Annotated in this window: 17 protein-coding genes and 1 pseudogene; 10 read left to right on the top strand and 8 right to left on the bottom strand. The window is 68.9% G+C overall.

Annotated features, from left to right (window positions below):
* The first annotated feature begins 195 nt into the window (after nucleotides 1–195).
* From FSYMDG_RS10880 to FSYMDG_RS10850, 7 genes and pseudogenes are all read left to right on the top strand, one after another.
* Nucleotides 196–1554, top strand: a complete 1359-nt coding sequence (locus FSYMDG_RS10880) for a sulfatase family protein (protein ID WP_013873550.1) — start codon at nucleotides 196–198, stop codon at nucleotides 1552–1554.
* A gap of 40 nt (nucleotides 1555–1594) precedes the next feature.
* A pseudogene (locus tag FSYMDG_RS10875) lies at nucleotides 1595–2661 on the top strand (IS630 family transposase); the annotation flags it as partial.
* Between the two features lie 301 nt (nucleotides 2662–2962).
* Nucleotides 2963–3799 carry a formylglycine-generating enzyme family protein gene (locus FSYMDG_RS10870; RefSeq protein ID WP_013873549.1) on the top strand — a complete coding sequence of 279 codons (837 nt, stop codon included), beginning with the start codon at nucleotides 2963–2965 and terminating at the stop codon, nucleotides 3797–3799.
* A gap of 121 nt (nucleotides 3800–3920) precedes the next feature.
* The gene (gene tatA, locus FSYMDG_RS10865) at nucleotides 3921–4244 is read left to right on the top strand and encodes a Sec-independent protein translocase subunit TatA (RefSeq protein ID WP_013873548.1); all 324 of its coding nucleotides are present in this window, start codon (nucleotides 3921–3923) and stop codon (nucleotides 4242–4244) included.
* Nucleotides 4245–4295: 51 nt separating this feature from the next.
* Nucleotides 4296–5291, top strand: a complete 996-nt coding sequence (gene tatC / locus FSYMDG_RS10860; RefSeq protein ID WP_013873547.1) for a twin-arginine translocase subunit TatC — start codon at nucleotides 4296–4298, stop codon at nucleotides 5289–5291.
* 281 nt (nucleotides 5292–5572) lie between these two features.
* Nucleotides 5573–8299 carry a DEAD/DEAH box helicase gene (locus FSYMDG_RS10855; RefSeq protein WP_083828473.1) on the top strand — a complete coding sequence of 909 codons (2727 nt, stop codon included), beginning with the start codon at nucleotides 5573–5575 and terminating at the stop codon, nucleotides 8297–8299.
* 231 nt (nucleotides 8300–8530) lie between these two features.
* Nucleotides 8531–9091 (top strand): EF-hand domain-containing protein, encoded by a 561-nt coding sequence (locus tag FSYMDG_RS10850; protein WP_013873545.1) that lies wholly within the window; start codon nucleotides 8531–8533, stop codon nucleotides 9089–9091.
* Between the two features lie 388 nt (nucleotides 9092–9479).
* Here the strand turns inward: FSYMDG_RS10850 and FSYMDG_RS10845 are convergent, their stop codons facing one another.
* From FSYMDG_RS10845 to FSYMDG_RS24450, 4 genes are all read right to left on the bottom strand, one after another.
* Nucleotides 9480–10715, bottom strand: a complete 1236-nt coding sequence (locus FSYMDG_RS10845; RefSeq protein WP_013873544.1) for a cytochrome P450 family protein — start codon at nucleotides 10713–10715, stop codon at nucleotides 9480–9482.
* 527 nt (nucleotides 10716–11242) lie between these two features.
* On the bottom strand, nucleotides 11243–12469 hold the full coding sequence (locus FSYMDG_RS24455) for an OsmC family protein (protein WP_013873543.1): 1227 nt from the start codon (nucleotides 12467–12469) through the stop codon (nucleotides 11243–11245).
* Between the two features lie 271 nt (nucleotides 12470–12740).
* Nucleotides 12741–12962 carry a hypothetical protein gene (locus FSYMDG_RS10835; protein ID WP_043603454.1) on the bottom strand — a complete coding sequence of 74 codons (222 nt, stop codon included), beginning with the start codon at nucleotides 12960–12962 and terminating at the stop codon, nucleotides 12741–12743.
* Between the two features lie 49 nt (nucleotides 12963–13011).
* Nucleotides 13012–13203: a TetR family transcriptional regulator C-terminal domain-containing protein gene (locus FSYMDG_RS24450; RefSeq protein ID WP_237703067.1), complete on the bottom strand. Its 192-nt coding sequence runs from the start codon at nucleotides 13201–13203 to the stop codon at nucleotides 13012–13014.
* A gap of 115 nt (nucleotides 13204–13318) precedes the next feature.
* On the opposite strand from FSYMDG_RS24450, the gene FSYMDG_RS10825 reads away from it, so the two are divergent.
* Nucleotides 13319–13579, top strand: a complete 261-nt coding sequence (locus FSYMDG_RS10825) for a hypothetical protein (RefSeq protein WP_237703066.1) — start codon at nucleotides 13319–13321, stop codon at nucleotides 13577–13579.
* On the opposite strand, the gene FSYMDG_RS10820 is transcribed toward FSYMDG_RS10825, so the two are convergent.
* Genes FSYMDG_RS10820 through FSYMDG_RS28340 form a run of 3 tightly spaced genes read right to left on the bottom strand, consistent with a single transcriptional unit; the run spans nucleotide 13572 to nucleotide 17192 of the window.
* The gene (locus FSYMDG_RS10820) at nucleotides 13572–15950 is read right to left on the bottom strand and encodes a Tn3 family transposase (protein ID WP_131772467.1); all 2379 of its coding nucleotides are present in this window, start codon (nucleotides 15948–15950) and stop codon (nucleotides 13572–13574) included. The two genes, FSYMDG_RS10825 and FSYMDG_RS10820, sit on opposite strands and share 8 nt — an antisense overlap.
* A gap of 43 nt (nucleotides 15951–15993) precedes the next feature.
* Complete coding sequence (locus FSYMDG_RS10815; RefSeq protein ID WP_237703101.1) at nucleotides 15994–16884, bottom strand: IS3 family transposase; 891 nt, start codon at nucleotides 16882–16884, stop codon at nucleotides 15994–15996.
* A gap of 17 nt (nucleotides 16885–16901) precedes the next feature.
* The gene (locus FSYMDG_RS28340; protein ID WP_043602641.1) at nucleotides 16902–17192 is read right to left on the bottom strand and encodes a transposase; all 291 of its coding nucleotides are present in this window, start codon (nucleotides 17190–17192) and stop codon (nucleotides 16902–16904) included.
* On the opposite strand from FSYMDG_RS28340, the gene FSYMDG_RS10805 reads away from it, so the two are divergent.
* Nucleotides 17191–17439, top strand: coding sequence for a hypothetical protein (locus FSYMDG_RS10805; RefSeq protein ID WP_043603449.1), 249 nt, complete (start codon nucleotides 17191–17193; stop codon nucleotides 17437–17439). The two genes, FSYMDG_RS28340 and FSYMDG_RS10805, sit on opposite strands and share 2 nt — an antisense overlap.
* A gap of 222 nt (nucleotides 17440–17661) precedes the next feature.
* Entirely contained in the window at nucleotides 17662–18600 is a 939-nt protein-coding gene (locus FSYMDG_RS10800) for a Tn3 family transposase (RefSeq protein ID WP_043603445.1), read from the top strand.
* Here the strand turns inward: FSYMDG_RS10800 and FSYMDG_RS10795 are convergent.
* Nucleotides 18509–19186 carry an ArsR/SmtB family transcription factor gene (locus FSYMDG_RS10795; protein WP_013873541.1) on the bottom strand — a complete coding sequence of 226 codons (678 nt, stop codon included), beginning with the start codon at nucleotides 19184–19186 and terminating at the stop codon, nucleotides 18509–18511. The two genes, FSYMDG_RS10800 and FSYMDG_RS10795, sit on opposite strands and share 92 nt — an antisense overlap.
* Nucleotides 19187–19199: the final 13 nt, after the last annotated feature.

Raw genomic sequence — 19199 nt, 5'->3', positions numbered from 1 at the left:
TGGTTCCGTACGGCCACTCGTCGTTCTCTTTCCTTTTCTCGTTCGCCGCCCGTGCGATGGACGCCGCACGGGCGGCGAACACCGGGCCGAGGGCGGCGCGACCGCATCTGCGTTCCCGCGCCGCCGGAGCCCGGAAAAACCACCGAGCCGGCAGCCACAAAAAATCGGCCACAAAAATCGAAGGAGGACGCTGGAGTGAGTGAGGAGAACCAGGTGAACGAGGAACAGGGGCAGGAACAGGGACGGGCCAGCCGCCGGGGCTTCCTCGCGGGCTCGTTGGCGGCGACCGCCACGGCGGCCGCGGCGACCGGCCTGTCGGTGCTCCCGGCTTTCGCCCAGCCCGCGTCCGCGGCTACCCGGCCGAACATCCTGGTCATCGTCAGTGACGACCAGCCCAAGGAAACCCAGTGGGCGACACAGAAGATCCTGAACTGGGTCACCGGGCAGGGCGTGCGGTTCACCAACGCCCACTCCACCACGCCGCTGTGCGCGCCCTCACGGTCGTCGATCTTCTCAGGTCGCTACGCGCACAACCACGGCGTGCGGGACAACGGGCACCCCTACAACCTGAACCAGAACACCACCGTCCAGCGCTATCTCAAGCAGGCGGGCTACCGCACCGGGCTGTTCGGCAAGTACCTCAACGCCTGGAACATCAATGACAACCCGCCGCACTTCGAAGAGTGGGCACTGCTGCAGCCGAGCTACACCGACGGAACCTTCAACGTCAACGGCACCGTTCAGACGATCAATGGGTACACCACCAACGTCATCAGGAACAGGACGCTGAGCTTCCTGGACAAGGCCGCCACCGACACGCGGCCGTGGTTCGCCTACGTAGCTCCGTACGCCCCGCACGAGCCGAACACCCCCGCCGCCCAGTACGCCGACACGGTTGTGCCGACCTGGAACGGGCGTCCGTCGGTCTTCGAGACCGACAGGAGCGACAAACCGGGCTACATCCAGAACGCGACCAACACCCTCGCCGACGGCCAGGCACTGCGTCAGCGGCAGTTGCGGACCCTGCTGTCCGTCGACGACGCGGTGCAGGCGTTCCGGGACAAGCTGGTCGCCCTCGGCCAGTTGAACAACACCCTGGTCATCTACATCCCGGACAACGGCTACCTCTGGGCCGACCACGGCCGCCTCGGCAAGTCGACGCCTTACACGCCCGCCCACGAGGTGCCGTTCTACCTGTCCTGGCCGGGCGGAGGACTGGGCGCCGGAACGGTCGACAACCGTATCGTCGGCAACATCGACCTTGCGCCGACCATCCTCGACGCCGCCGGGATCACCCCGACCACGCCTCAGAACGGCCACTCCCTGCTCTCCACGTACAGCCGCGACCACATACTGACCGAATGGTGGAAGCAGGGCACCGGCACCGGCGGTGTGCCCACCTGGGCCTCCTACGTCAGCACCACCCGGCAGTACGTCGAGTACTACGACCTGCACACCGACGCGAATGGCCAGCAGGTCGGCACCGGGCAGGTGCTGTTCCGGGAGTACTACGACCTGGTCAACGACCCATACCAGCTGGTGAACAAGCTCTAGTGTCCTGAGTCGTTGATTCGTGTGCAGATAGAATGGGCTGGTGCCTGGCCCGAGCGCGGATCCCATCGAGTTGTCGTCTGCTGAGCGTGCGGTGCTGGAGGGCTGGGCCCGACGGCGGAAGACCGCGCAGGCGCTGGCGTTGCGCTCGCGGATCGTGCTGGCCTGCGCGGACGGCGGGACGAACTCGGGGGTCGCGGCCGAGCTCGGGATCACCCGGGGAACGGTCGCGAAATGGCGGGAGCGGTTCGCGGTCGACCGGCTGGAGGGCCTGTCAGACGAGGCACGTCCGGGAGCGCCTCGGAAGGTCACCGACGCCCAGGTCGAGGCGGTGATCGCGAGGACGTTGGAGGAGAAGCCACCGAACGGCGATACCCATTGGACATCGCGGTCGATGGCGAGGGCCAGTGGGCTGTCGCAGTCGACGGTGTCACGGATGTGGCGGGCGTTCGGGTTGAAGCCGCATCTGGTCGAGACGTGGAAGCTGTCCACCGACCCGCTGTTCGTGGACAAGGTCCGTGACGTGGTCGGGGTCTACCTCGACCCGCCGGAGAAGGCGATCGTGCTCTGCGTCGACGAAAAGTCGCAGGTGCAAGCTTTGGATCGCACGGCACCGGTGCTGCCCCTGATGCCGGGTACCCCGCAGCGGATGACCCACGACTACGTCCGCCATGGCACGACCAGCCTGTTCGCCGCGCTCGACCCGACGTCCGGGTCGGTGATCGCGCAGACCTTCCGGCGGCACCGTCACCAGGAGTTCCTGCGCTTCCTCAAGCTGATCGACTCCTCGGTCCCGAAGGGCTACGACCTGCACCTGGTCCTGGACAACTACGCCACCCACAAGACCCCGGCAGTGAAGAACTGGCTGCTGCGCCACCCCGCTTCCACCTGCACTTCACCCCGACCTCGGCGTCGTGGATGAACCTGGTCGAGCGCTGGTTCGCGGAGCTGACCACCCGCAAGCTGCGCCGATCGACGCACCGCTCGGTCGTCGAACTCGAAGCCGACATCCGCCGATGGATCAACGCCTGGAACAAGGACCCGAAGCCGTTCGTCTGGGCCAAGACCGCCGACGAGATCCTCGAGACCCTCGCCGCCTACTGCCAGCGAATCAACGACTCAGGACACTACAACGCCACCCCGGCACAGGAGCAGGCACTGGGCATCCCGGCCCTGGCCGCCCAGCTCGCCGCCGACCGCACGAGCTGACCCCCGAACGGTCGACCGCGGTGGTCCGCCTGCCCGGGGCGGGGCGGACCATCCGTCCATCACCGCCCCGGTCGAACACAGGATGACCAAAAGCCGAACAAAGAGAGACGCCGTGTCTGCTTCCTGCTGCACCCCCGGTCGCGATCCCGTCGGCATCGCGACCGTCACACCCGTACGCCTGTCCGCACCCCGAACCAGGCGTATGGTCCAGCTGCCCGGCGGACGCTTCCTGATGGGCACCGAGGACAACGAGGGCTACCGCGCCGACGGCGAGGGCCCGGTCCGGGAAATCGAGCTGAACCCGTTCTCGATCGAACCCACCACGGTGACCAACGCCCAGTTCGCCACATTCGTCAACGCGACCGGATACGTCACCGACGCCGAGCGGTACGATTTCTCCTTTGTCTTCGAGGGTTTCCTGTCCGAGGAGCTCAACCGGGTCTCGTCGGCCGTGCACACCACTCCCTGGTGGCGTGCCGTGTCCGGAGCGGGATGGAAGCACCCCGAGGGGCCGGGTTCGTCGGTCGCCTCCCGGCAGAACCACCCGGTCGTGCACGTCTCGTGGAACGACGCGCAGTCGTACTGTGCCTGGGCCGGCGTCCGGCTACCCACCGAAGCCGAGTGGGAGTACGCGGCGCGGGGCGGGCTGGAACAGCGCCGTTACCCGTGGGGGGACGAGCTGACGCCCGGTGGGCGGCACCGGTGCAACATCTGGCAGGGTGACTTCCCGAACCTCAACACCGGCGAGGACGGGTACATCGGCACCGCCCCGGTGAAGTCCTACCGGCCCAACGGCTACGGCATCTACAATGCCGTCGGCAACGTCTGGGAATGGTGCGCCGACTGGTTCAGCGCCACGTTCCACGTGACCGGACCGCGCACGAACCCGACCGGGCCGCCCGACGGTCACGCCAAGGTGATGCGCGGCGGATCACACATGTGTCATGCGTCGTACTGTAACCGGTACCGTGTCGCCGCACGGAGCTCGAACACCCCGGACAGCTCCGCTGGCAACATCGGCTTCCGTACGGCGGCCTGAGGTGTCGTATGCCCGTCATGCGCAGGACATCGGACCGCCGTCTGACGGGGCAAGGCTGGCCGACGTAGCATCAAACACGCCCCGGTCGACGGGCCGGGCACCGGAGCAAAGGACGCATGCCATGCCCAACCTCGGTACCCCCGAGCTTCTGATTATTGCGTTCGTCGTCATCCTGCTGTTCGGTTCCAGGAAGCTGCCCGACGCCGCGCGTTCACTCGGGCGCTCACTGCGGATCTTCAAGGCGGAGACCAAGGGGCTCAGCCAGGACGAGCAGGCCCAGGCCGCCGCCCCCTCGGCCGCCGTACCGCAGCCGCAGCCCCAGCAGCCCCAGGCACAGCCGGCTCCCCGGCCCATCGAGGCCGGCCAGCCGTCCGTCGCCTCGCAGCCGGCGTCGAGCGGCGTCAACGGCGCCTCCGCCGCCGCGGGCGACAGCACCCGGGGCTGACCGGGTCGAAGACCATCAACCGCCTTTCCCACGAGCAGGAGTAGCCGGCCCGTGCCCGCGTTTCCCACGCCACGGCGGATAGCGCAGGCGGTGCAGTTCCGCCGTACCAGGACGGTCGAGGACAGCCGGATGTCGCTCACTGAGCACCTGCGGGAGCTGCGTGACCGGCTGGTGAAAGCACTCGTCGCGCTCGCCATCGCCGCGGCGGTCTGTTTCTACTTCGAGCCGCACATCTTCAACTTCCTCAAGGAGCCCTACTGCTCCCTGCCCGCGGACGTCCGCTCCGGTGTCGACGGGCAGTGTCAGCTGGCGTTCTTCGGCATCCTCGACGCCTTCATGATCCGGCTGAAGATCTCGATGATCGCAGGGGCGGTCTTCTCCTCGCCCGTCTGGCTCTACCAGCTCTGGTCGTTCATCACGCCGGGCCTGCACCGGCACGAACGCCGCTGGTCACTGATGTTCGTCGGCTGTTCGCTGGTCCTGTTCACCCTCGGCGCCTTCTTCGCCTACCTGACCCTGAGTACGGGGCTGGAGCTCCTGCTCGGATTCAGCGGGGACGGGCTCGTCAGCGTCCTCGACGTCAACAAGTACCTCAGCTACGTCATCGCCATGCTGCTCGTGTTCGGGCTGTCCTTCGAGATCCCGCTGCTGGTGGCGATGCTCAACCTGGCGGGCGTGGTCAGTACCGCCAAACTGCGCTCGTGGCGGCGCGCCGAGATCTTCCTCGTCTTCGTCTTCGCCGCGATCGTGACACCGAGCCAGGACCCGTTCACCATGATCGCCCTCGGCCTGCCGATGGTCGTGCTGTACGAGGTCGCCCTCGTGATCGGATGGGCCAACGACAGGCGCAAGGCCCGCCACGGCGACACCTCGCCCTACGCCGGCCTCGACGACGACGAGGCGTCACCGCTGGACCTCGACCTGCCGCATCCGATGGCGGGAGAGCAGACGAGGCCCACGGCGTCCGCCGACCCGGTGGGTACCGCCGTCGGCGCGACCGGTGCTCCGGACTCCTCGCCGAACACCACCCACATCGACATCACCTGACATCACCTGGCATCGCTGATATCACTTGGCGTAACTTAATGTCGTCCGGCATCGCCTGACGGCACCTGGCGGCACCACCCGACATGATCATCCAGTTCATCCGAGCGGGCGTCCAGCCCGGTCCGCCGGCCATGTCGAAGCCGACCAGGCCCGGTGAACATCCGCCCGGCAACGGCCCGGCGGCGTGGGCGTAGGCTGACGAAGTGTCCACCGCGCCGGCGGGCCCGCCGTCCGGGCCCGGGGCTTTCCCCGCGGCCATACCCACGGCTCTGACCGACTTCATGGGCGGTTATCCCTTCGGTCTCGACCCCTTCCAGATCGAGGCGTGCACCGCGCTCGACGCCGGTGAGGGCGTCCTGGTCGCGGCGCCCACCGGGGCCGGTAAGACGGTCGTCGGCGAGTTCGCCGCCCACCTCGCGCTCGCCCGCGGGCAGCGCTGCTTCTACACGACCCCGATCAAGGCGCTGTCGAACCAGAAGTACACCGATCTCGTCGCCCGCCACGGCGCTGACGCGGTCGGCCTGCTCACCGGCGACACCACCCGCAACCCGGACGCGCCGGTGATCGTCATGACCACCGAGGTCCTGCGCAACATGCTCTACGCGCAGCCGGCCGGGCGGGAACGCCTCGACCGGCTCGCCTTCGTCGTCATGGACGAGGTGCACTACCTCGCCGACCGGCAGCGCGGAGCCGTCTGGGAAGAGGTGATCATTCACCTGCCGGCGTATGTCCAGCTGGTGTCGCTGTCGGCGACGGTGAGCAACGCGGAGGAGTTCGCGGACTGGCTGATCACCGTCCGCGGCCACACCCGGGTCGTCGTCTCCGAGCACCGCCCGGTGCCACTGTGGCAGCACGTGCTGGCCGACCGGCAGCTGCACGACCTGTTCGTCGCCGGCCCGCTCGCCCCCGACGGCGCCCCGCACACCCAGCGGGACGCGGTGGCCCCCGAGACGTCCGCCGCCGCGCGTCCCCGGATCAACCCGGATCTGATCCGCCTGTCCCGGCAGGACAGCCGCCGCCCACCGCGGCCGCGTGGCCGGGGCGGGGCCGCCGCCGCACCGCGCGAGCGGCCCTGGGTACCCAGCCGGCCCGAGGTCGTCCGCCATCTCGACCGTGCCGGGCTGCTCCCGGCGATCACCTTCGTGTTCAGCAGGGCGGGCTGTGACGCCGCGGTGTCCGCCTGCGTGCGCGCCGGCCTGCGGCTGACCACGACGGAGGAGCGGCAGAGCATCCGCGAGTACGTACGCGCCCGTACCGCGAGCATCCCCGCGGACGACCTGCGCGTACTCGGCTACTGGGAGTGGCTGGACGGTCTTGAGTGCGGCATCGCCGCGCACCACGCCGGGATGCTGCCCACGTTCAAGGAAGTGGTCGAGGAGCTGTTCGTCCGCGGCCTCGTGCGTGCCGTGTTCGCCACCGAGACCCTGGCACTCGGCATCAACATGCCGGCGCGCACGGTCGTCCTGGAGCGGCTGAGCAAGTTCAACGGCGAGACCCGCGCCGACATCACCCCCGGTGAGTACACCCAGCTCACCGGGCGGGCCGGGCGGCGCGGCATCGACATCGAGGGGCACGCGGTCGTGCTGTGGCAGCCCGGTCTCGACCCGGTGGCCCTGGCCGGGCTGGCGTCGGCCCGTACCTATCCGCTCCGGTCGTCGTTTCGGCCGTCGTACAATATGGCCGTCAATCTCGTCGGGCGACTTGGGCGGACCGAGGCCCGGAGTGTTCTTGAATCGTCCTTCGCACAGTTCCAAGCCGACCGCGCGGTCGTCGGTCTGGCCCGGCAGGTCCGCCGCAACAGCGGCGCGCTCGACGAGCTGGCCGCCGAGCTGACCTGCGAGCAGGGCTCGGTCAGCGAGTACGCGCGCCTGCGTGAGGAGATCCGCGCCCGCGAGGCGGCGTTGTCCCGGGAGGGTGCCAACCGCCGCCGCGCAGAGGCGCTCGAGGCGCTGTCCAGGCTGCGGGTCGGGGATGTCGTGCGCGTCCCGGCCGGTCGGCGCAGCGGCCTGGCGGTCGTGCTCGACCCCGGGGTGAACGGCTACGGCGACGACGGCCCGCGTCCGGTCGTCCTGACGGTGGACAGGCAGGTCCGCCGGCTGTCCACCGTCGACTTCCCGATGGCCGTCGAGGCGCTGGGCCGGGTGCGGGTGCCACGGACGTTCAACCCGCGCTCACCGCAGTCACGTCGTGACCTGGCATCGTCGCTGCGTCAGGTCGACGTCCCGCCCGAGCAGGGGCGGCGGGCCCGCGCCCGGGCCGCCGCCGCGGACGACGCCGAACTCGCCCGGCTGCGCCGCGCGCTGCGCGCCCATCCCGTGCACGGCTGCCCGGACCGGGACGCGCACCTGCGCGTCATGGACCGCCACGCGAAGCTGCGCCGGGAGACCGACACCCTGCAGCGACGCATCGAGAACCGCACGAACACCGTTGCGAAGATCTTCGACCGGGTGTGCGCGGCTCTGGAAACGCTGGACTACCTGCGAGGTGACACCGTCACCGACGTCGGCGCCCTGCTCAGCCGCGTCTACACCGAGCAGGACCTGCTCGTCGCCGAATGCCTGCGCGACGGCGTGTGGGAGGGGCTGTCACCGGCCGCGCTCGCCGCGGCGGTCTCCACGCTCGTCTACGAGCCCCGCGGCGAGGAGACGGCGGCGACGAAGACACCTGGCGACCCCGGGCTGCGGGACGCGCTTACGGCCACGGCCCGCATCGCCGGCCGGCTGCGCGACGTCGAGGCCGCCCACGGGCTGGACTTCCTGCGCCCGCCCGAGCCCGGGTTCGCCTGGGTGGCGTTCGGCTGGGCGTCCGGGCAGTCACTGGAGAAGGTCCTGACCGACTCCGGCCTGGACCTCACCGCCGGTGACTTCGTCCGCTGGATGCGTCAGCTCATCGACCTGCTCGACCAGATCGTCCAGGTCGCCCCGGAGGGTTCGACCGTGCGGGGCACCGCCCGAGCGGGGCTCGACGCCGTCCGCCGCGGCGTCATCGCCTACGCCATGTCGATATAACGCTCCACCTGGCACCTGGCACCTGGCACCTGGCGTCTGGTGGCACGGGCCCGGGCACCGCGGCCGCATCGGCGGTGCCCGGTGGCGTCGGGCACCGCCCCGCCCGACCATCACTCAGAGATATAGATCTATGACTTTCCGTCCTCGTAGACAACAATGATCGTCACTAATGTGAACAGGAGGGAGGCGTATCCGTGACCTTCCAGATCGACCACACGAGAGGACAGGAACATGACCACCGCCACCAGCGATCCCATCAACATCAAAATTGGGCAGGTGTTCGACACGCTGGACGCCAACCAGGACGGATATGTCGACTGGTCCGACTATCAGCGGCTGATCGACCGCCACATCAGCGCGTACCGCCTGGACCGGAACGACCGCAGGGTCGCCGCGCTCACCGCGACGTACGCGATTTCCTGGCAGGAAATCCTCCGCCACGCCGGCTCGAGCAGCGACCGCCTGACCAAGGACGAGTACGTCGCGGCAACCCGCCTGGCGAGCATCGACACCAGCCGGATAAACCTGATCGAAGGTCTTCCGCACGCGGTCTTCGACGTCATCGACGTCAACGGCGACAACGAGGTGAGCGGGGACGAGTTTGCGCGCTACACGCAGGACGTCTGGGGAATCGCCGCCCCGGACGCCCTGGAGGCCTTCACGGCTCTGGACATCGACGGGGACGGACTCATTTCGCGCCAGGAGTTCATCCGGGCGTTCCGGGAGTTCTATTTCTCCTCCGACCTGCATGCCCCGGGCAGCCTGCTCTTCGGACGCCTCGTAGGCGCCTGACACCGACGCTTCTCACCTGCCTCGCGGGCAGCGTCTGCCGTGATCACTCCCGGCGGGCGCTGCCTCCGCCGGCCGCCAACAAGGAAAATCCACGCGTCGCGACGGCGTCCGGAGGCAGCGGCCCGACCCGGGACCAGGTCCGTCGCGCCGTCACGGCAATCCCGTATCCGGCGCGAACCACGGCCCAGCGGGCCGAGCCGGCTGATCGATGCCTTCAGCTATCACGAGCCGGATACCGGGCAGCCCATCGCGGCGGCACTGGCGCGATATCTGGCCGGGGCCGACCGGGCAGCACGCTGGCCCGCATGCCTGCCGCCTGGTGACCTGGTGGGCGCCCGCTGCCGGAGGGGCGCATCCGGCCCCTCTTCTCCCCGCCTTCCCGTTGCTGTCAGGCGTCGCCGAAGCGGACCGGAAGCTCGAGGAGGCCGCGGAAGGACGACGCCGCGGGCAGCCATCGAAGGTTCTCCGGTGCCACATCGAGCGCCAGGTTGGGCAGCCTGCGCAGCAGTGTGCCGAGGGCGGTCCGCGCCTCCATCCGGGCCAGTGACACACCCAGACAGTAGTGGACGCCGTACCCGAAGGCCATGTGCGGATTGTCCGTCCGGTCGACGTGCAGACCGTCGGGGTCGGTGAAATGCGCCGGGTCGTGGTTCGCCGCGTTGAGGACGACGGTGACGATCGAGCCCTTCGGAATACGCACCCCGCTGTACTCGACATCCTCCGTCGCCAGCCGGAAGCTCGCCACCGGGACCGATCCGTTGAACCGGAGAAGCTCCTCGATCGCGCCCGGCAGGAGGTCCGGGTTCCTCGTCACCAGGTCAAGCTGGTCCGGGTTCGTCAGCAGCGCGGTGACCGCGTTCCCGATGAAGTCGGCCGTTGTCTGGTGACCGGCGAACAACAGCAGGAAGGCGGTCGAGACCAGCTCCTCCTCGGAGAGTTTCCCACCGCCATCACGGGCCGCGATCAACGCGCTGATCAGGTCGTCGCCAGGCCGGTCGCGCTTGTTCCCGACCAGCTTGGTCAGATAGGCGTACAGGTTCTGCTGCGCCTCCTGGATGGCGGCCCGGTCCTCCTCGTTGCTGCGCCCGGCTGTGCCCTGGGTGCGGATGACCTGCGTGCCGCTGAAGAACTGCTCGCGGTCCTCGACCGGGACGCCGAGAAGTTCACAGATGACGTTCATCGGCAGCGGCAGGGCGAACTCGCTGATCAGCTCGGCCCGGCCGGCGGGCACGATCGGGTCCAACAGGTCATCCACGACCTGTTGGACGCGCGGGGCCAGCGCATCGATACGGCGCGGGGTGAACGCCTGGGAGACCAGGCGGCGCAGCCGGCTGTGTTCCGGCGGGTCCGCGTTGAGCATGTTCCGGTTCAACGCGACCGACTTCTCCCCGAAGACCTGCAGGTAGAGGTCCCCGGCCCGGTCGATGTCCTTGCTCAGCCGCGGATCGGAGAGCACTGCCCTCGCGTCGGCGTACCGGGTGACCATCCAGGTCTCGAACCTGGGCGTCCGCACCCGGCAGACCGGCGCGTTCTCCCGCAGCCGGGCGTACGTCGGATACGGGTCGAGACGGAACTCCGGGGTGAAAAGCTCGGCCGCGGGAACCGCCTGCGTGACTTCACTCATACTGGATTCCTTCTACTGGATGCTTCCACCAGGCGCGTCGACGCCCGATATCCGGGGATCTCGCTGTGGATTCGTCGATAATCAGAGAACCCAGCCTTTCGGATCTCGTCAGATCTCATCGGATTCCACCGGATCTCGTCAGATCTGCTTCGCGGATTCCGCCGGCGCGCCGGTCGGATGACCATACGCCCTGATCCGATCTTTCGATCATGATATCGAGAGCGAAAACGGCTGCTGTCACGACCGTTTAATCTCTCGGTTTCATGATTCGGCCGTGTTCGATGCACGCGCGCACGTCACGGCATCGACAGTATGAGACCGACGCCGCCCACGCCCGTCGACAATGAAAATTCGGCCGGGTCACGCGTCACCGGACATCGGCATTTCTCCGCTCTCCGCTTCGTCCTCCCCGGCGGCCGAGAACTCCCGGAAGACGTGAATACCGTCAGTAACCAGCCAGTTTTCCGGCCGATTTGCCGCCTGTCTCCACGGATATCTCCGCGGACGCGGCCTGCCACGCTGCACAGTCACATCGCGGAACGCAGGGTGATCTGACGGATATACCAGGTGACGACCCGTCGGTCGTCGGATGCGGCCAGGTCATCCAGCGCCGCCTGGAGGGAGGCCACGTCATCCGCGGCCAGCGGCACCGCCGAATCGCTGCCCCACACCCGCAGGTTGAGCGCGAACAGCGTCGCCGCGGCCGGCAGAGCCACGGGCCACTCCCGGACGCCGTTGCGCACGACATCGCCCACCGGCGAGGGGTCGAACGCGGCGAGCAGCGGACCGGCTTCCAGACTCGCGCCACGGGCGGCGACGACGTCACGCGCCAACGCCAGATATCGGACGAGCACCGGCTCGGCGCTGTCGATCCGCTCGGTCTCCTCCAACAGCAGCACCCCTCCCGGGGCAAGCTGGGTGAGCCAGCTTTTCACCCTGATGGCGGGGTCGGGCAGATGGGCCAGTACCCACCGGGCGTAGGCCACGTCCGCGTCCGCGAGGGGGAAGGGCGTCCGGGTCAGGTCGTGGACGACGAACTCGAGCTCGGGCGCGACGTCACGGGCTGTCCCGACATGCGCGGCGGAAGCGTCGATCCCGACCGTGCGCCGCGCCTGGGACGCCTCGGCGAGCATCCGGGTGCTGTGCCCCGGCCCACAGCCGAGGTCGAGCGCGAGCCGGGGCGACCTGGGCGCCTCATCCGCGATCAGGAGGCGGGACGGGGTGTCGAAGACGTCCGCCAGCAGGGCGAGTCGTTCAGCGGCGACGCTCGAGTCCCCGAACGCGTAGGTCGGCATCCGGACGAAGGTGGGCTGTACGTCGACCTCGCAGCGCAGGCTGTTCGCGATGTAGCACTCCTGGTGGGCCAGCTCCACCAGGCGGTGCAGCCGCTCGAGCGGGACGTCCCCGGCAACCACGATCCGTGGCCGCAGCAGGATGTGGCTCAGGCCCGTCCTCCGCCCATGAGGCATGACCGCCTCCGCCTCGTCGGAGTAGCCACGGACGTCCACCCGAGCCCGGGCCGCCACCGCCAGGAAGGACAGCAGCTGGCAGGAGGCCGCCGCGAGCAGCAGGAGCTGTTCGGGGTTGGGATGCTCGGGTGAGCCGCGGAAGGCGGGGTCCGCGCTGAGTGGGACGCCCGCGGGCGCGGGCGGGCACTCGCCGTGATGCCCCCGGTCGTACCCTTCGTAGCCGGCGGCCGTCGAGCCCTCCCAGCGGCAGCGGGCCTGGTAGCGGTGCTGTCCGTGCGGATCCACCCGACCTCCTGACAAGAGGGGAAAGACCTCCGCCGCCACCCGGCGGGCGCGGCCCGGACCACCCGCCCTTCCGTGCCGTGCCAGGTGGTGTCCGTGCCAGGTGGCGCGGCCTGAGACCGCCAGTGTGTCAGTTCCGCCTGATGGGCAGTTCCGCCTGATGGGCAGAGCGCGCTCCGACGGCCACGGCGATGACGGGATGATGACGGGACCCGGCCGGACGCACGGCCGGCGTGTCGCTCATCGACGAAGGCTGGCGATCTCTCGGCTGTCGTCAGGCGGTTGCCGGAGCCTGCGCGGCACGCCAGCCGGCGGCGCCCACGGGTGCCGCGCCCAGCGGCGGCTCGCCGTCCGCGATCCGTTGCCGGTCGCGTCGGGCGACCTCCTGGCGCAGCAGCGGGATGAGTTCACGGCCGATCGCGACGGTGTCGTCGTAGACGTCGAAGCGGGTGCACTCCCTACCCGGCGGACAGCAACTGCCACACCAGCGACCCAACGCACCCAGCGGTTGTTCCTCGGGCGGCCGGACGATCCGTTTAGCCGGATCAGTGGGCCAGATCGTCGAGGTGCTGGCGCAGGACGGCGCGGATGCCGGCTGGCGTGACGCCGAGCGGGTCGGCGATGCCCTGCACGGCCAGGCCGTCCAGGAGCGCGTGCAGCCGGGCCGTCTCCACCTCGGGACCCCGGTGGGTGGCGAGGCGGCCGAGGTCGCCGAGCTGGCGGACGACGGTCCGCACGACATGGGGGTCGAGTAGGAACCAAGCAGAGAGTGCAGTTTGGTGTCACATGATTTGACACCCGGATTGAGCTGGCTGTTCGCTGTGCCGCGTGGATAAGGTGAGTGACCCGCGGGTGGGGTTTCTGCGCTCGGATGTGGAGCGCTTCTGTCAGCAGCTGGACGGGCTGGCCCCGGCACTGCGGATGCGGTTGCTGGAGGAGCTGCGGAGCGCGCTGGTGGGCGCGTTGGACGAGGCCCGGGTGGAGGCGATGGCGGCGGCCTCGGATGAGGGGTGGGGGCTGCGGCGGATCGGTACGTTCTGCGGGGTCTCGCATGAGCAGGTACGGCGGCTGCTGGCCGAGCGGCAGGCCGGGGGCGGCCCGCCGGTCAGCTGACGACGGTCTCCCGTGTGGTGCGCAGGGGGCGGAGCTTGCCGGCGGCGAGTTCGGGCGAGAGCCGGAAGTGGTAGCGGCCGATCATGCGGATGTGGTCGTGGCCGAGCGGGGAGAGGCGGGCGAGGTCGGCGTCGGAGATGTGGTGGCCCTCGGCGCGGAGCTGGTTGACGGCCTCCTGGATATACACCGAATTCCACAGAACGCAGGCATTCAGGACGAGTCCCAGCGCCGATAGCTGATCTTCCTGCCCCTCTTTGTACTTTTGCCGCAGTTCGCCCTTCTGTCCGTAGAAGATGCGGCGGGCGAGTTCGTGGCGGGACTCCTGTCGGTTGAGCTGGGTGTTGATCTTCCGGCGGAAGAGTTCGCTGTGGTAGTAGCAGGCGAGGAAGGCGGAGCGGTCCAGTCGGCCGATCTGCATGACCGCGCGGCCGAGCGGGCTGGGGCGGCCTTGGCCTGCGAGGACGGGCAGGATCTGGGAGGCGCGGACGGTGCCCTCGCGCAGGGAGCCCGCGAGGCGGAGCAGGTCGTCCCAGTTCTCGGTGATGGTGCGCATGCGGATGCGGCCGCCGGTGAGCGGGTTCAGCGGGCCGTAGTCGGCGGCCGGGTCGGCGCGGTAGAGCAGGGTGTGCCCGGCGTCTGCGAGGCGTGGGGAGAACTGGTAGCCCAGCAGCCGGAACAGGCCGAAGATTATTTCGGAGGCGCCTGCGGTGTCCGTCGCGATCTCGGTCGGGTTCAGCGAGGTCGGCTGGTCGAGGATGCCGTCGAGCAGGTAGAGGCTGTCGCGTCGGGTGCCGGGGATGACGATGTGGTTGAAGCCGCTGTACTGGTCCGACAGGTAGTTGTAGAGCGTGATGCCTCTTGCGGCGAAGTACTTCGGGTTCGGCCCGGAGTTGAGGACCCGCAGCGGGGTGGCGAAGCGCAGGCCGTCGGCGGAGGCCAGTTCGCCGCCGCCCCAGTGCCCGACGATGGGCAAGGTGGCCTGGTAGTCGACCAGGACCGCGTTCGCGAGGCGGAGGGTCTCGGCGCGCAGGTAGTTCTGCTCGACCCAGAACAGCTGGTCGCGGGAGCGGCCGAGCTCGTCCTCGGAGACCATCGCCTGGATCCCGATATTGCATGCCTCAGCCACCAAAACCGCCACCAGCGAAACGATCAGATGCTCGGCGCGGCTGCCCGCTTCGGAGACGTGGTGGAAGTGGTTCAGGAACCCGGTCCAGGCGTGGACTTCGAGGAGGAGTTCGGGGAGGTCGACGGTGGGGATCCGGGCATCTACGGCCTCGCGTAGGTCTTTGAGGCTGGCCGGTTCGGTGAGCTTGTCCAGGCCGGTGAGGACGAGGTGGTCGCGCAGCCTGCCGTTCTCGGTGCGCTGCTCGATACGGACGTGCGGGTCGTCGGCGAGCCCGGCGGCCAGGCGCCGGTAGTCGTCGTCGAGTTCGCGGCACCAGCGGCCCAGGTCGACGCCCGGCTTTGCGGACAGGCCGAGGCTGCGGCACACCCGGGTGCGGGCGTTCTCCCAGGCGGCGTCCTGGAGCAGGGCCTTGCGGGGGTCGCCCCACTTGTCCAGGCCGGGCACGAACACGTCGTGGCGGCGCAGAGCGCCGCGCAGGGCCTCGGCGGTGCCGACGATCCAGGCGTGCTTGTCGACGCCGCCGGCGTGCTCGCCCTCGGTGGGGAACACCCGGGTCTGCCAGGTGGGTCCGAGGTGGCCGGTGGGAACGGAGGGGAACAGCTCGCTCTGGCGGGTCTTGGCCAGGGTCCGCTCCAGTTTCGGCAGGAACCTCAGCGCCTCCATCAGGGGGCCTGCCTCTTCGACGCCCTCCAGGTCGAGGTGCTTGGCCAGGCGGCGCAGCGGCTGGTTGATGGTGCGGTAGCGGGCGGTCAGTTCGGCGGCGATGGTCTCGGCCTCGGGCCGGGCCAGTTCGCCGACGGTGCGCGCGGCCTGGTGCATGGCGGTGATGTCGAGCAGGTCGAAGCCGCTGCGGACGTCCTGCTCGGGGTCGGCAGCGGCGTGACTGAGGGTGATCCACGCCTCGCGCAGCATCAGGGCGGCGGAGTCCAGGTCGCCCAGGGTGCGCATGCGCTGCTTGGCGGCCAGGTTCGCTGAGGTGCGGGCGAGGTCGGACATCAGCATGTCGAAGACCTCGATCGCCTCGTCCGCGGCGCGGGTGCGCATCGCGGCGGCGAACGCCACCAGGGTGGCCATCCTGCGGGGTTCGGCGAGGTCGGCGACCGCCTTGGCGCGGACCGAGGAGACGTAGCGGGACAGCGAGTGCAGGCGGCCGGCGGGGATGGCGGCCAGGTCCCAGGTGGAGGCGCCGAGCTTGTTGAGCTCGATGAACCGGTCGATGGCCTTGCCCGCGCCGGGACCGGTGATGTCGCGCGGGTTGGAGGGTTCCCACTTTCGTGGACAGTCCTAACTATGCAGCACGAAGTGTTTGTCCGTCAAATTCTTCCTCGAACTCGACAGGCGTGAGATAGCCGATCGAGGAGTGCAACCGCTGCCGGTTGTAGTAGATCTCGACATATTCGAAGATCCCCGCCCGGACGCGGTCTATGGTATCGAACGGGTGGAGGTGGACGAACTCCTTCTTGAGGGTGGCCCAGAAGGACTCCGCCGCGGCGTTGTCGAAACAGATCCCGGTACGGCCGACGGAGTTTCGGACGTTGTTGTCGCGACAGAAGGCGACGAACTCACGGCTGGTGTACTGACCGCCTCGGTCGGCGTGGAATATGACGCCGCCGGGTGGCCGCCGGCGGGTGACGGCCATACGAAGCGCGTCGAGAACGAGTTCGGTGCGCATGTGATCGGCGACCGCCCAGCCGACGATCTTCCGAGAGAACGCGTCGATGACGGAGGCCATGTACACCCAGCCATCCCAGGTGCGAATATATGTTATGTCGCCGTACCACAACTGGTTCGGTGCGGACGCGGCGAAGTCTTGGCCGACAAGATCAGGCAGCGATGAGGAGTCCGCGGCCTGCACCGTCGTCACCGGCCGGCGGGGACGCGGATGCACGCTGACCAGGCCCATCGTCGCCATCAGCCGCTGGACCCGCTTGTAGGCGACGGCGACGCCCTGGCGGCGGATCTCGTGGAAGATCCGCCGCACGCCGTACCGCCCCTCGTGACGGTCGAAAACAGCTCTGATCATGGTCGACAAGGTGGCGTCGTCCTTCTCCCTCCGAGACGGGCCGCGTTTCTTCCACGCATAGTAGCCCTGTCGGGACACGTCGAGTTTCTTGCACATGTAGTCGACGGGAAAGGTGTTCGCGCCGTCGGCGGACACAGGCTTCTTCGGAGCGTGTATCGAGATGAACTCGAACTTTACTTCTGCTCGCTCGCGAAGAAGCTCGCCGCTTTTTTTAGGAAGGCGATGTCCATCTGCGCCTGCGCGTACTTCTTCCGGAGCTCCTCAAGTTCCGCGCGCTCCGACACCGACAGCGGCCGCTCCTCGGTCTCGCCGTTCTCCTTCGCCTTCTTCACCCAGTTTCCCAACGTGGTCTCGTGGATACCCAGACTCTTCGCGACCTCGGTCACCGACCGGCCCGAGTCGAGCACCAACCTTACTGCCTCGGATTTGTACTCCTGGGTGAACTTCCGGCGAGCTGACCCCATGACGCTCCTTCCCTATGGACAGCGAACCTCAGGTTCGCTGTCCACGGAAGCGGGATCACTCCAGTGGAGCCGTAACGGCGAGATCACCTCCGCGGGCTACAGCTACCCCGAGGGTTACCTGACCAAGGACGTCGGCTACATCGGCGCCGACGGCCGCGGCGTGCTGCGCACCGAGTACCTCGCCCGCGTCTTCGCCGCGACCGCCAGCCGCGGCACCGGCAACGGCAACGCTCCGCGAACCTCCTGAGGAGGACACAGACACACGTCGGCCTGGACAGGGACGGCTGACTGAGCCCTGCTCCACAACGCAGGACGGACCCACCCTGCCGGGACAGGTCACCGGCCCGGAACGGTCACCGGCCGGCCGGGACGACCAGGCTTCCCGGGATACCGACGGCCGGCGGTCCCAGCTGTTGGCAGTGACCTCGTCTACCGCGCCGACAAGCGCGGCCGACCTCGGATCGTGCGCATGGTCTACGAGGTGGCCACCTTCCAGGCCCTGCGCGAGCAGCTGCGCTGCAAGGAGGTCTGGGTGGTCGGCGCGGGCCGTTGGCGCAACCCGGACGAGGACCTGCCCAAGGACTTCGAGGCCCGCCGCGTTGAGCACTACGGCGAACTGCGTAAACCGCTGGACCCGGCGGTGTTCATCACGTCTCTTCGTGAGGAGATGACCGAGGCCCTGGCCGACCTCGACGAGGCTCTGCCGGAGCTGGACTGGGCGGAGATCAAGGAACGTAAGGCCGGAGCGATCAAGTTCACCGCGCCGGAGGCGTCCGAGGAGCCGCGTAACCTGCGCCGGGTCAAGAACGAGGTGGGCCGCCGATGGAACGCGGTGCCGCTGATCGACATGCTCAAGGAAGCCGTGTTACGGACCGGCTGCCTGAAGGCAGTCACCTCCGTTGCGGGCAGCGGGCACTTGGCGCCCGAGGTCCTGGCTGAACGGCTGATGCTCGCGATCTACGCCTACGGCACCAACGCCGGTATCCGGTCGGTGGCCGGCGGCGCGCACGGCCACACCGAAGAGGAGATCCGGTACGTCCGGCGCCGCTACCTGACCTCGGAATCGGCCCGGCGGATCGCCGTTGAGATCGCCAACGCCACCTTCGCCGCGCGATATCGGGTTGTGGGGCAGTGGGTCGACGGCGGTGGCGTCGGATTCGTCGCCCGCTACCTGCGGGATCGTGACCTGCAGCGGGAGATCGAGGAGGGGTTGAACGTCGTCGAGTCGTGGAACGCGGCCAACGCGGTGATCTACTACGGCAAGGGCGGGGAGATCTCCACTGGATCGGCAGCGCAGGGAACAGGGTGGGCGCGGGTCAGGTGGTGCCGGTGGCGATGGGGCGGTGGTCGAGGCGCCATTCGAGCATGCCGTCGATCAGGCGTGCGGCGCGGTGGCCGTGGGCGGTGAGTAGGCGGACGGCGTCGTGGGCGAGGACGCAGTTGGTGCCGCGGCAGTAGGCGACGATGTTGGCGTTCTCGGGGAGTTCGGCCAGGCGGGCTGCGAGCTGGTCGAGGGGGAGGCTGACGGCGCCGGGGATGTGGCCGGCGGTGTACTCCTCGGTCGGGCGGACGTCGATGACGGTGGCGGTTCCGGCGTGGACGCGGTCGAGGAGTTCGTCGCGGGTGATCTCGTCGGTGTCGTCGGGGCCGAGGTAGGCGGTGCGGGCGTGGTCGGCGTCGGGCTGGTGGGTGTGTGCGACGTTCAGGAGCAGCCCGTACAGTGCGGCGACGTCGTCGCCGGCGAGGCGGTAGTGGATCCGCACGCCGTCGCGGCGGGTGCTGACCAACCCGGCCTGTTTGAGGGTCTGCAGGTGCGCGGATGCGGTGGTCAGGCCGAGTCCGGCGGCCTGGGCGAGGGCGTCGACGCTGCGTTCGCCCTGGGCGAGCAGGTCGAGTAGTTCCAGGCGCTTGCCGTTGGCGAGGGCTTTGCCGGTGCGGGCGAGGGCGTCGTAGAGCGCGCTCTTGCGCTCGGCCTTGCGTTGCGGGTCTCCCATGAAGCATCCTCCA

The organism is Candidatus Protofrankia datiscae, from assembly GCF_000177615.2.
GTDB classification, from domain to species: Bacteria; Actinomycetota; Actinomycetes; order Frankiales; family Frankiaceae; genus Protofrankia; species Protofrankia coriariae.
This window is presented reverse-complemented; position numbering and strand designations above follow the sequence as displayed.

What these genes read in the sequence shown, in the direction of transcription:
- FSYMDG_RS10855 (WP_083828473.1), top strand. Translation starts at nt 5,573, where the DNA reads ATGGGCGGTTATCCCTTCGGTCTCGACCCCTTCCAGATCGAGGCGTGC.
- tatA (WP_013873548.1), top strand. Translation starts at nt 3,921, where the DNA reads ATGCCCAACCTCGGTACCCCCGAGCTTCTGATTATTGCGTTCGTCGTC.
- FSYMDG_RS10805 (WP_043603449.1), top strand. Translation starts at nt 17,191, where the DNA reads ATGACGCTCCTTCCCTATGGACAGCGAACCTCAGGTTCGCTGTCCACG.
- FSYMDG_RS28340 (WP_043602641.1), bottom strand. Translation starts at nt 17,192, where the DNA reads ATGGGGTCAGCTCGCCGGAAGTTCACCCAGGAGTACAAATCCGAGGCA.
- FSYMDG_RS10845 (WP_013873544.1), bottom strand. Translation starts at nt 10,715, where the DNA reads ATGAGTGAAGTCACGCAGGCGGTTCCCGCGGCCGAGCTTTTCACCCCG.
- FSYMDG_RS10795 (WP_013873541.1), bottom strand. Translation starts at nt 19,186, where the DNA reads ATGGGAGACCCGCAACGCAAGGCCGAGCGCAAGAGCGCGCTCTACGAC.
- FSYMDG_RS10870 (WP_013873549.1), top strand. Translation starts at nt 2,963, where the DNA reads ATGGTCCAGCTGCCCGGCGGACGCTTCCTGATGGGCACCGAGGACAAC.
- FSYMDG_RS10850 (WP_013873545.1), top strand. Translation starts at nt 8,531, where the DNA reads ATGACCACCGCCACCAGCGATCCCATCAACATCAAAATTGGGCAGGTG.
- FSYMDG_RS10800 (WP_043603445.1), top strand. Translation starts at nt 17,662, where the DNA reads ATGGTCTACGAGGTGGCCACCTTCCAGGCCCTGCGCGAGCAGCTGCGC.